Here is an 11,761-nt window from a genome sequence, read left to right as displayed (position 1 = left end):
ATTGGGAAGAGCTTTTGTTTTCATAGAATCAGGGAGCTGGAGCCTGGAAGGGAATTACATTCTTATTTTGAAGATTAACTTCCGGCTTTCCACTTCCCTCTTCCAGCGTTTTCCTTTATTTCGGTAATTCCGGCGGACGCATTTTGTATTTGTAGCTGTTCAGGGTTTTTAAGAATTCCACAATATCAAATACTTCCTCATCGGTCAGATTCAGTTTTTCAATCATTTCAGACTTGTGTGGAAATTTAGGATCATTGATCTGCTCTCCTTTTGGAGTTTCCCTGCCCATTCCGGCATTGTACATCATAACGATATTAGCCAGCTCAGGGAAAAGCCCGTTGTGCATATAAGGTTTATTTTCAGAAACTTCTCTCAGAGTCGGAGTTTTGAATTTCCCCACATCTTCATTTTTATTGGTAACGATATACCTGCCCAGGTCTTCATATTTTTTTCCATAATAGGTAAGACCCAGATTATGGAATTTCTGATCGGAAAAATAAGGGGTATTATGACAATTGATACAGTTTGCCTTGGTCCGGAATAAGTGCAGGCCGTTCACTTCAGAATCCGTCAGGGCATCTTTTTTCCCGGAAATAAATTTATCAAATTTTGAAGGCGGACTTATGAGAGAACGTTCAAATGTCGCAATCGCTTTTGAAATTTTATCTTCCGTAATGTCTCCGTTTCCGAAAGCTTTCACAAAGAAAGGTTTATAGTCTTTAATTTTTCTGATATTCTTTACAGCCAGCGACATGTGAAGGTTCATTTCCACCGGATTTTCTATCGGGGCTTTTACCTGTTCTTCCAGCGTTGCCGCACGTCCGTCCCAGAAAAAAGTTTTTGCATAGCCTATATTCAGTAAGGTAGGTGCATTCCGGGTTCCTGTCTGCCTGTCATGTCCGAAGGAAACCCTGCTTCCGTCTGACCATCCTATTTCAGGATTATGACAGTTGGCGCACGAGATCTGCCCGCTTCCCGAAAGTCTCGGATCAAAAAACAACATTTTTCCCAACTCCATTTTATCTTCGGAATAGGGGTTATCTTCTGGAAATTTCATTTTGGGAAGAGATCCTATATCCTGAAAGCCTTCTTTAGCTTCATTGAATAAATGGGGAACCGGCCATTTGGACTGGTCTCCGCTGCTGTAAAGGGTACGCAGTTCTTCTACGGTATACCCCGTAGGATCATTGGAAGTATAACTCAATAAAGATGCTATACCGGCAATGGCCAGAATAGCAAGATATCTGTCTTTCATTTTTTAATAATAAACATTCAGTCCTACAGAGGCCATCTGATTGGCTCTTCCGTTGTAGTCCACTTTATTTTTATAGGTACCATTCGCCAGCCATATCTGGGTAAAATTTCCGAAGAACTCATACCTGATTTTATTTCTGTCCAGGATATAGCTTGCGTTCAGGCCAAGCCCGATTTTTGTGGTACTGTCATACGCAAAGTCAGGCTGTGCTATTTTGGTTACAAATATATTCTCTTTTGTACTTTGATAAGGAGCATAATTGAATTCTTTTTCCAAAGGCACATAAAGATTTTGGGTAATTCCCACAGCCAGTTTATGTGAAGGCATTAAGACCAGCTCTTTTTCCACTCCCAGACGGTATTGAAAGAAAGAAAGTTTTCTCTCCATCACTACAGAAACATCCTTTACATGATTTCTACCGTATGCGGCATCCAAAACCATCTTAAATGCTTCATTCCTGTGATTGAACCAAGTGACGCTGTTCTGCCAGGACAGGTTCTGCTGGTCCAGACGATACGTTCTGTATTCCAGGGCATAATTGTAGTTATAATCCTGCTGATCCTGATAGGTTAATGCAGATGCCCATTTTTTTCCATTATAATTTCCTAGAAAATTAAGATAAAAACTATGAAGTTCTGTTTTCAGCCCTGAGTATTTTACATAATCTTTCTGGTAGATAAAGTTAGGGTCCTGATATTCGAAAACCTTGTAAAAGCGTTCAGTCACATTTTTATAATCATATCCTGCAGAGAAATGAGTGCTGGCAGTATTGAATGCATACTCTCCACCCAAGATATAGCCTCCCATTTTGTATTCGGAGGTTTTGTACTGGGTATTCCCGATATACTGGTTTCCGTAACCTTCATTATAGCGGATATAAATACTGTCATTTGCCGGTACATGCGCTTCAATGTTCACAAATAAGATATTATTCATCTTATAATGGTTCACATAGCTCAATTTACCAAAAAGTGAATGTTGCCGCCAATTCAAGCCCAGTTTTGCGAATGCTTTGTATTTATAATCATCCACTTTGGGTCTCGGATCAGCATTTTGCCGGTACGATTTAGCATACAGCCCTTCTGCTCCCATCTGAAGGATTACAGGTTTTACAGGATTATAAGCTACCTGTCCGTTGATAAAATAACTCTGTTTCTGCCACTTTGCGGTACGTGGCACCCAGTAATATGATGGATTGTAAATAAAAGAACTGTGGGTGGTTCTTTCATCATTCAGAATATAAGGAACATTATCCTCGGCTGTTTTATCTGCCTGAAGCCTTCCTGAAAGGGCTATTTTAGAATTAAGTTTATAAACACCTTCCGAATGAAAAATGAAACTTCCTGTTTTTTCAGGAGACTGAACTCTTTTAAAATTCTGTTTCATCGTAGAATACTGAAAACTTGTTTCCGAAAAATCCAGCGGCTGGAAAAAAGAAATATAAGGGTTGTCTATCCTGATATTTTTCTCTGCAGAACTTATATTGATACTGTCTAAATGGGTGGTTTGTGCATGAAGGAACTGGCTGCCCAATGTGACCAGTCCCAGTATAGTGGACTGAAAGATACTAATCGTCTTCTTCTTTTTATTTTGCATATCCTCGAGGGTTTGCTTTAATGGTTACAAAATCATTCGCTGAGTTATTGGTATCCTGTAATACAATACGCCCGTTAATATTTTCTTTGGTCTTACGGATCACCGAAAGTCCTGTGAAATTACCCGCTGCCAGTCCCTTTTCATTGACCACAAAAGTACGGGTGGCATCAATATCTGAAGGAAAATCTTTAGGGGCTTTCTGCTCATCGTCTGTAATATCTACCCCGTCAATAATATATTCTTTAGGGATTTGAAGGAAAAGCGTTCCTGTTACGGGAGATTTAGGAGTAACCACCTTTTTCCAGCTTGCAACTTCTGCATCTGTGGCTCTCAGAATACCTAATCCCAACATAGAGGTAACATTCAGTACAAGGTCATTGGAGGCTATACTCCAATAAGAGATCAGCATATCCGGCACCATGATATTCTGAATATCCCATGCAAAGGGCTTTTTACCAATACTGATATTATAAGCTCCAAGATAGGCTTCAAAATCTGCATGGCTCAGATCAATTGTTTCATCAGGATTTTGTATGGAAATGGCTGTCCCGTTGATGTCATTATAAGGAGCCTTATGATTGAGTGCCGTCTGAGCAATGACAATACTTTTCCCTGGTAAAATAGGATACTGGTCTCCATTTCCAGGAATTTTAATGAATATATTGGCATACACATAATCCGTATTGGCAGAACTTCCGCCTCCTGCAGTCTTACTCCAGTCATATTGCCCGTTGGATAAAGTATAATTGGTTACATTATTGTTTGTGTTTCCTTCCAGAAATACAAGGTACAGACCATCTGCATAGATCGCCTGATCGGAATTATTATGAATTTCGATAAACTGGTCCCTGATATTGGCTCCGGTTTTTGAATTTGATCCTGCATAATAATATTGCTTGATAACCAGGTCACCAAAATTCCCGCTGGAAATACTCAGTATTGTGGAAGATATTTTGGAATTGACAATTGCTTTTTCCTGAAAACCTCCGAAATGGACAATTTCGTAACTGGTCTCTTCTCCGATTTCCTGTTCGTATTCGGATTTCTTCAACTGAAGTTCGGCTTTAATGCTATAATTTCCGGGGAGTACAGCCTCCAGCTTCAGATCTCCATTGGCATCTGTCTTTCCGGTAATTTTATCTCCGGTAGCTGCGTTTTCCATCGTAACCGTTACATTCGCTACTCCTTTATCTGCAACGTCAGGATATTTTGAAGCATCATATCTGAGGCTGACTGTATACGGAACAGGTTTGATTTCGTTTTTACCAAAGTCATCGTCCCTGTTGCACCCCAACAAGGCAAGAGCAGGAATGATGAGCCAGAATATTAATCGTTTCATTGTTCTTATTTTTTAGCAGTATTATTAAAATTTGTAGGAAATATTAGCTCCGAATGAGGTTGATGTAAAGTTGGCGTACAAATAGCCTCTTTCGTCATAGGCTTTCAGATTGAAAACATTACTCACATACACCGATAATCTGAAACCGCTCAGAAAATCTTTTGTTACCCTCAAATGAACATTATGCAGGGTTTTATTGTAAAGTCCCGAAAGTTTTTCATCTGTAGGTTTTCTGAACAGATTCTGATATAACTGATTCGTATTTTGCCCTTCCGGAATCATTTCAATGTCTCCGCCATGTTTGATATACCCTATCGGATAAATATCACTGGCATGAGTAAAAGTTCTGTCTGAAAGAAAATGATCTGTTCTGAGACCAATAATCAGCCCTGAAGGAGCAAGGTGATAATCGAAACTGAAACTGGCCCTGGCCATCGACTTTTTACTTTTGGTATCATTATAAATTCCGTATTCGAAATTCGGATCTATGATTTTTGGAGGTTCGTATTTATAAAGTCCCTTATCTTTTTCCCCTGAAGTCTCCACATAGCTGGCATTGAAACCGATAACGAGGTTAAGCGCTTCTATTTTTTTGAAATTCGCCATCAATTCCAATCCTTTATCTACTGAACTGTATCCATTGATAATTCTGTTCTGCAGGTAAAAATATTTTTCGGTTCCGACGATTTCAAAAGTTGGTACTTCCGTTCCTGTTATATTGACGTTCACTTTAGCTTTATTCATAACCTTAGGAACTGACATGGTGGTGAATCCGTCGAATAGCCTGTTATAATAGGCAGTAAGGTTCACGGTTGCAAAAGGAAACCTGTAATCAATTCCTATTTCGGTTTTCCAGCTGCGTGAGGGTTTAAGGTCAGCATTATCTCCCGGAGTCACTACCGTCTGCATAATCGCAGCTGAATAGTATCCGGGTAAACGGTAGTCTCCCAGCAGGAAGTCGAAATAACGGGGTGAAGTATACATCTGATTAAGGGACGGTGCTTTGGAGGTAAGCCCAAAACCTCCTCTCACAGAAAGGTTTCCTAATTGATAAGATGTATTAATCCTTGGTGAAAACGTAGAGAATGAATTCTGCAGGTCATAACGAAGTCCTAAATTGGCTCTGAAAATATTTTTATTGGAAAAAACTTTGGTGATATTATCCTGAATATAAAGGGCATACTGCTGAGAAGAATGCACATTGTCCCGGTAATTGAAGTCCCGCATTCCATCAGAGCTCTGGCCGGCAGCTTTGATTGTGGTAAACTGACCTGCCGTACCGTATCTTCCTCTTCCGAAATTATCACCATAGCGGAAATTGGCCCCCACACTATACATATGCACCCATTTGGAGGATGTCACCCTGCTGCCATTCAGGCTTAAGTTTGAATAAATATTGAACGGCTTCCCATCAGCATAAGCCAGATTTTCATAAGCCGGTAAGGTATAAGGAGCATAATATACCTGGTTCTCAGTAGCATTTCCATAAGGTCTTGCGCCCTGATTCAGCCAGAATTTACGTTCTGTAAACTGTGTGGCATAGCTGAGTCCTACATCTGCGCTGATTGTTTTGAAAAAGGTTTTTCTGACTTTCTGATCGAAAGAGTAACTGATATTATTGCTCAGTGAAAAACTCTTATTATCTACATTGATCACAACTCCGTTTACATCATCCGGATCTTTTTTTCCCTGGCTGGAATTGGCAGAAAATGCTGCCGTAAGTTTATTTCTGAAACCGCTCTTGCTACGGGTAGACCAGAGTAGATTCACACCGGTTCTGTCATATCCTACCAGGCTGGTTCTCGGATCTGTAAGTGAATTCATATAATTCACAGAGACATTCAGTGCATTGCTTTTATTGAGGCTGAAACCTTTGGTAAGTCCAATCTGGTAAGTTCCTTCCCTTAATGAAGCATCAAGGCGGAGCGGAGAGGCACTGGCTGTTGTAGTCACTTTGATAAGGCCTGAGGTAAGATCTCCATACTGGGCATCCGGAACTCCCTGTATCACTTCTATACTTTCTATATTTTCAGTGGGTATTTCTCTCAGGTCAACACCATAATTGGGCTGTCCGGGCATCAATGTTCCGGCTTTTGTTGTAGTATTAAAACTCAAACCGAAAGCTGCGGCATTGGCAGAATCATAACTCTGCATGTTTTCGTTATTGGATAAGGCGATATCATTCACCATAAGCTGTACACCGAAGGCCCTGTTTCCGAAATCATCACCTCCGGGAATTCCCGAGGTACCGGTAACAGAAGGCCCGCTTGCTGTCCGGAAGACAATATTTTTAAACTGGGTATTATCAAACTGCTGAACATACTGTCCGGGCAACTGCTGCAATACATCTCCCAGTGAGAAAGACTGAAGGTTCTGAAGAGCTTCCTGTCTGATCTGGATCTCAGAGAATTGTTTTTTCTTTGCGGTAAGCTCTACTCCTTCTATTCTGATAGTAGATTTTTCATTCTGATATTTTGGAGACGGAAAGAATCTGAGATTCAGTTCTTCGCTTTCACTCAGGACAATGGTCTCCTGATTATTATTACTGTTGTTTTTAAAGACAAAGCTGCAATCTCCTTTAAGAATGATGATGTCATCTTTTAAAGACAGTTCTCTACATTTTTTCAGGCCATCGTTGATGATTTCCCCTTTTTTGAGTTGTCCATTATGGTAGAACTCCACTGCCTGAGCCGATATGCTTCCACCTGCTGCCAGAAAAACAGCGCCAGCTAATAACGATACTTTCACCTTAGAATATTTAAGGCCGCAAAATTAATTATAATTATTCTAAATAAAAAAAGTAATTTTGAAATTATTTTAGTTATTATTTCTTAAAACAAATTAATATATATACACAATTCCCTATATAAAGAATAAAATAATAAAAACATTTTTCATTCCTTTTAAATGAAAATAACCTATAAAGCATCCATAAATACGTTATTTTTATTTTTTTTAAACTGGTAAAAAGACTGTAGAAATAACCTGATGAAAAATTTGCTCTTTTTTAATTTACTGCTGTTCATACAACTGTCTTTCGGGCAGGTGATGATGGCTCCGGCAACCTTATCCCGTAATGAAAAGCTTGCTGCAGATGCTTATAATGTTTTCAAAACCAATAAATTTCTTGATTTTAAGAACAAAGATTTTATGGAAGAACTCATCGATGGAAATGTTTATAAGAAGTTTGACCTGCATCAGTTTTTTGACCATAAAAAGAATTGGGATGCTATAGAAAATGAAACCTTCAACACTTATAAGCAGGATCGACCGGGATACAATTATATCTTTGCCAATACCACAATGACTGAAACCTATACTAAAAGCGGAAGCTATGGTGTACGCAGAGAAATAAGTACCGTTTACAATGCCAAAGGCTTTATACTAAGTCGTGAAGAAAAAATATCTGTGAATGATTTTCATAATGAAACACGAAGCATATTCAATGAATTTGACCAGGAAAACAGAGTGGTAAAAATTACCAGCACCACTGAGCGGATGGTAAAAGAAGAGAATAAAAAATCTGTAACAGATATAGTTTATGATACTGACCAGATTAAAATAACCAGTGAAAACGGAACGATAATCTGCAGATTTGGCCTTGATAAAAACACGGTTGGCTCTACATCCCAGCTGAGCCCAAGGGAGACTATATCTCAGTTTATGTATGCTTTGGCCGGTAATCAACCGGAACTGGCAAAAGAGCACCTCTCGGACAAGAGGCAAAAAGACAACAGATCTCTTCCAAAGCTGGCATCAGTACGTTCTATGGGGGGAACAGACACTCATACTTCTGATAAAGTAATGACCGAAGATACCTGGGAAATAGAATTTCCAGGAGAGAAGAAAAAACGATATCATGTTTCTTTTACGCTGATAAAGCAAAAGAACGGATGGAAGATCGATGATTTTACCATTCATTAATCATCTATCAATCGGCATTGATAGATTTTCTGCTAAGGCACAGTTTCTAACCCTGAAAATTTAAGACCGTCTTTTTCGTCTTTCAGCCAGAAAATAAATTGTACACCTTCATGACCGTCTCCCAGTTCATTAGGCCTATCAATTGTATACAGTACAATATAATCCCTTCCACCTTCTCTAGCCTTAAACTTATCAACAGAGAATTTTATTTCTTTCCGTTTCAGTCTTTCCATCAAATCCTTATTAAAAACAGGAATTAGATATCGGGTATAAAAAGTCTTTTGATCAACAATCGGGGGCTTTTCCGGTGCGGCATCAAAACATACATAACAGTATAATTTTGGAGTGGTGAGTTTCTTTAAAGCTTCAATATCTCTTTTCTCAATCAGTGTGATCAGCTGCTGGGTAAATTCTTCGGACCGCATTTGTATTTCCTTCTTTGATTCAGGTGTTTTTTGTGCACACACCGCAAAGTGAAGACATAATGCTAATAATATGGACAGGTGTTTCATTATAAGATAGATTTAGTGTGATAAGAAAAAATACGGTTTAAATTCATACTGATAATCAGCCAAAAAAGATACAAATTTTCTTTTTATTAAGTTACTTATTTTTCCGGAATATCATTTTTACATTACTGATCTTTTACATGAATTTGGCATTTAAATTTTCTGATTTTTCCCTCTGAGATTAATAAACCTTATTTCCTTTGATTGTTAAACTATGCTTAGTTTTTATTGAAGGGCAGCATCTTCCATCCTCTTCAGTGTACTTCAGTTTTTCAACAATGATTTTTCCATTTTTGATGGTGTCAAAAGCAAACAGATAATCCGGTTCATATCCGGCAATTACCTTTACTTTATGCCCATTGTTTTGGTATAATGACAGCCCTTGTCCTATAATTGCATTTCCTCCTTCAGGCGCAATATCCCAATATATGGCCACATCATCTATCCCATCACCTGTAAAATCTCCTGTGTGGGGATCCTGAAGATCGATGACACCGTCATAAGTTTTGAGGATCTTAGGTAAATAATCTTCAAATTGTTTCATGGCCAATTTTACAGCTTCTTCTTTTGAAATTCTGTCTCTGGAAGATTCTGTTTCTTTGAATTCTGATTCTTTTTCTTTAGATAAAGCTTTTTCTTCTTTCAGTTCATCTTTTACATCTGCTTTAGTCTTCAACTTATTACACCCTGCCAATGTTCCCGCCAAGCATAGTATACCGATGATCTTTTTCATAAATTTTATAATGAGTATAGAGTTTATAGTGAAATTGGAGGTTAAATATACAGTAAAATAACAAAATCCTGCTATTCGAACAGTCATTATATACACTCAATGTAATTCTTTCTGCATAATATGTATTAAAAAATAATACATGTTTTAACCCCATAAACAGACACATTAAAACAAATTTTTCAAAAAAAGATCATAAAAAATTTGCGCAACCAATTGGTTTCATATAAATTTACAGTTGTAAAGTTTTATGATCATACATGACAAGACGAGATATTTTCCAGGCCATTGCAGATCCTACCAGAAGAGCCATTATAGGCCTTATTGCAGTGCAGGCAATGACACCGAATGCTATTGCAGAACATTTTGATACTACGAGACAGGCCGTATCTAAACATCTGCGTATTCTAGTGGAATGTGAACTGGTAAAACAGGGACACCAGGGCAGGGAAATCTACTATTCACTGGAAATAGACAAAATGAAAGAAATAGATCACTGGCTGGAGCAATTCCGTAAAATCTGGGAAACAAAGTTCAGCCAACTGGACGACTTATTAGCAACCATCAAAAAATAATATAATGAAAAGCAACCTCTTATTTGATTTTTCCGTGAACAAGGAAAACAATACCATTGTTGTAAAACGTGAATTCAATGCCAACCTTGAACTGGTTTGGCAGGCATGGACAACAGCAGAACTGCTGGATCAATGGTGGGCACCCAAACCCTACCATGTGGAAACAAAATCCCTAAACTTTACTGAAGGTGGAATGTGGCTGTATGCCATGGTAAGCCCGGAAAACGAAAAACTATGGTGCAAAGCAGATTATGAAAAAATAGAAACTCTGAAATCTGTGACCTGGCTGGATGCTTTCTGTGACGAAAACGGAAAGGAAAATACAGAAAAGCCCCGCTCACACTGGACCAATATTTTTTCGGAAGAAAACGGCATCACAATGGTTAACATAACTCTTCAGCACGACAGTTATGAAGATATTGAAACAATGATTGCCATGGGATTCAAGGAAGGCCTTACCATGTGTCTGCAAAATCTGGACGAATTGCTACCCACATTGAAAAAATAGCATGAATTGTATCTTCATACAAACTAGAGATATAATATACAAACCCGGCGGTAAACTTCGTTTACCGCCGGATTGTTTTATAATTAAATGTTAGTGTTTACTACATCTATTATTTTCCAAGACATTAGATGGTTTATTGCAGAATCATAAGATTATTAGCTTTTGGCTGCATTCCATTTATTTTTGTAAGGGTCAAATCCACAACTTTCAATCTTAGACCAACTTGTTCCGTTAAATTCAATATCAGAATTATCTAAACAAGAATATCTAAACTGACAGTCTTTACAAATATCTATATTATCATTATTAATAAACCATTTTTTAGTAAATTGATTATCACCGATTAATTTTTTTATACTTTTCTTATTAAAATTTCCATACACATTTTTATGAGCCAAAAAGTTCTTAAAGTTTCCATCATTATCAATACAAACTTTTCTGTTTAATGCAACATTAAATTGTTGAGCTTCACAAAAAAAATCTACATTAACAACAAGATTTTCCTTATTCTTTGCATCCTTTGTTGAAGAATTGATAACTTTTGTAGTAAATAGCAGCCTTTTTTGCTCATAGAATTTGGATTTCCCATATGTTTCTATAACTTTATTTTCGTCAGAAACACTATGAACTATAAAAATTGATATTCTATTCTCTATATCTTCAAGATACTGACAGAATGAAAAATCAAATAAAAACTCCGGGATCACAATTTCCAGACTTCTTATACGCGATGTACGTGTAGCTTCAAGAATTTCAAGGATAGTTTCTCTACTATTTATCTTATTAATTCTTAATTGTAAACTGGAGCAACCCAATGCGTTTAATTGCATTATTGCGGAAATATAATTATAGTTACAATTTTCATTTATTTCCAAAATAGCGTTGTTTACTTCCAGTGGTGAGAACCATTCTAAACTCAATGGAGGAAAACTTTCTACATTATCCAGAAAAAAGCCATATCCTATTTTTGTCAAATATTTAAAATAGTTGTTTATTCCTTCATCTAATTCGTTATTGAAAAAGTTTTTGGTATCTTTAACTGTTTTATTTTCATTAATTTTTAATACATCGAAGAGTAAGTTTGGAACATCTATGTATTCATTGTTCTGTAAATCTATTATAATACTCTCCTGGTTTCCCCTAACAGGAATACAGTTAGCAAACAGTCTAAAAAAATTACTCATAATATATTCATTATAGGCTTATGATTATGAAAAATATCAAATATTGTAGTTTGATGAAACTTACTGTGCGCTGAGTAATAAAGATTAAAACGTTTAACCTCTTCTTTTGTGTAATAAACATTAGTTATTAAATGATAATTA

General features: G+C 37.3%; 10 protein-coding genes. 3 read left to right on the top strand and 7 right to left on the bottom strand.

Going from position 1 to position 11,761, the window contains the following annotated elements; genetic code table 11:
* Positions 1–115: 115 nt before the first annotated feature.
* Genes ACTJJF_RS10810 through ACTJJF_RS10795 form a run of 4 tightly spaced genes read right to left on the bottom strand, consistent with a single transcriptional unit; the run spans position 116 to position 6,938 of the window.
* Positions 116–1,255: a cytochrome-c peroxidase gene (locus ACTJJF_RS10810; RefSeq protein ID WP_212649253.1), complete on the bottom strand. Its 1,140-nt coding sequence runs from the start codon at positions 1,253–1,255 to the stop codon at positions 116–118.
* 3 nt (positions 1,256–1,258) lie between these two features.
* Positions 1,259–2,851: a DUF6850 family outer membrane beta-barrel protein gene (locus ACTJJF_RS10805; protein WP_440699660.1), complete on the bottom strand. Its 1,593-nt coding sequence runs from the start codon at positions 2,849–2,851 to the stop codon at positions 1,259–1,261.
* Positions 2,841–4,190, bottom strand: a complete 1,350-nt coding sequence (locus ACTJJF_RS10800; RefSeq protein ID WP_440699659.1) for a DUF4876 domain-containing protein — start codon at positions 4,188–4,190, stop codon at positions 2,841–2,843. The genes ACTJJF_RS10805 and ACTJJF_RS10800 overlap by 11 nt, the downstream gene beginning before the upstream one ends.
* Positions 4,191–4,214: 24 nt before the next feature.
* On the bottom strand, positions 4,215–6,938 hold the full coding sequence (locus tag ACTJJF_RS10795; RefSeq protein ID WP_440699658.1) for a TonB-dependent receptor plug domain-containing protein: 2,724 nt from the start codon (positions 6,936–6,938) through the stop codon (positions 4,215–4,217).
* A gap of 240 nt (positions 6,939–7,178) precedes the next feature.
* Here ACTJJF_RS10795 and ACTJJF_RS10790 point away from each other — a divergent pair, with 240 nt between their 5' ends.
* A complete protein-coding gene (locus ACTJJF_RS10790; RefSeq protein WP_440699657.1) occupies positions 7,179–8,114 on the top strand; it encodes a hypothetical protein in 936 nt (311 codons plus the stop codon).
* A gap of 32 nt (positions 8,115–8,146) precedes the next feature.
* On the opposite strand, the gene ACTJJF_RS10785 is transcribed toward ACTJJF_RS10790, so the two are convergent.
* On the bottom strand, positions 8,147–8,626 hold the full coding sequence (locus tag ACTJJF_RS10785; RefSeq protein ID WP_440699656.1) for a hypothetical protein: 480 nt from the start codon (positions 8,624–8,626) through the stop codon (positions 8,147–8,149).
* A gap of 178 nt (positions 8,627–8,804) precedes the next feature.
* Positions 8,805–9,356, bottom strand: coding sequence for a hypothetical protein (locus ACTJJF_RS10780; protein WP_440699655.1), 552 nt, complete (start codon positions 9,354–9,356; stop codon positions 8,805–8,807).
* A gap of 257 nt (positions 9,357–9,613) precedes the next feature.
* Here ACTJJF_RS10780 and ACTJJF_RS10775 point away from each other — a divergent pair, with 257 nt between their 5' ends.
* Positions 9,614–9,928 carry an ArsR/SmtB family transcription factor gene (locus tag ACTJJF_RS10775; RefSeq protein ID WP_276163062.1) on the top strand — a complete coding sequence of 105 codons (315 nt, stop codon included), beginning with the start codon at positions 9,614–9,616 and terminating at the stop codon, positions 9,926–9,928.
* 4 nt (positions 9,929–9,932) lie between these two features.
* Positions 9,933–10,436, top strand: coding sequence for an SRPBCC family protein (locus ACTJJF_RS10770; protein WP_440699654.1), 504 nt, complete (start codon positions 9,933–9,935; stop codon positions 10,434–10,436).
* A 155-nt stretch (positions 10,437–10,591) separates the two neighbouring features.
* On the opposite strand, the gene gwsS is transcribed toward ACTJJF_RS10770, so the two are convergent.
* Complete coding sequence (gene gwsS / locus ACTJJF_RS10765) at positions 10,592–11,620, bottom strand: grasp-with-spasm system SPASM domain peptide maturase (RefSeq protein WP_440699653.1); 1,029 nt, start codon at positions 11,618–11,620, stop codon at positions 10,592–10,594.
* Positions 11,621–11,761: the final 141 nt, after the last annotated feature.

This window comes from Chryseobacterium sp. 22458 (assembly GCF_052044975.1).
Taxonomy (GTDB): Bacteria; Bacteroidota; Bacteroidia; order Flavobacteriales; family Weeksellaceae; genus Chryseobacterium.
The sequence above is the reverse complement of the archived record's forward strand: the minus strand, read 5'-3'. Positions and strand labels throughout refer to the sequence as shown.

Bases quoted from the DNA above. Each gene is read 5' to 3' on its own strand.
- ACTJJF_RS10810 (WP_212649253.1), bottom strand. From the start codon at position 1,255: ATGAAAGACAGATATCTTGCTATTCTGGCCATTGCCGGTATAGCATCT.
- ACTJJF_RS10805 (WP_440699660.1), bottom strand. From the start codon at position 2,851: ATGCAAAATAAAAAGAAGAAGACGATTAGTATCTTTCAGTCCACTATA.
- ACTJJF_RS10800 (WP_440699659.1), bottom strand. From the start codon at position 4,190: ATGAAACGATTAATATTCTGGCTCATCATTCCTGCTCTTGCCTTGTTG.
- ACTJJF_RS10790 (WP_440699657.1), top strand. From the start codon at position 7,179: ATGAAAAATTTGCTCTTTTTTAATTTACTGCTGTTCATACAACTGTCT.
- ACTJJF_RS10785 (WP_440699656.1), bottom strand. From the start codon at position 8,626: ATGAAACACCTGTCCATATTATTAGCATTATGTCTTCACTTTGCGGTG.
- ACTJJF_RS10780 (WP_440699655.1), bottom strand. From the start codon at position 9,356: ATGAAAAAGATCATCGGTATACTATGCTTGGCGGGAACATTGGCAGGG.
- ACTJJF_RS10775 (WP_276163062.1), top strand. From the start codon at position 9,614: ATGACAAGACGAGATATTTTCCAGGCCATTGCAGATCCTACCAGAAGA.
- ACTJJF_RS10770 (WP_440699654.1), top strand. From the start codon at position 9,933: ATGAAAAGCAACCTCTTATTTGATTTTTCCGTGAACAAGGAAAACAAT.
- gwsS (WP_440699653.1), bottom strand. From the start codon at position 11,620: ATGAGTAATTTTTTTAGACTGTTTGCTAACTGTATTCCTGTTAGGGGA.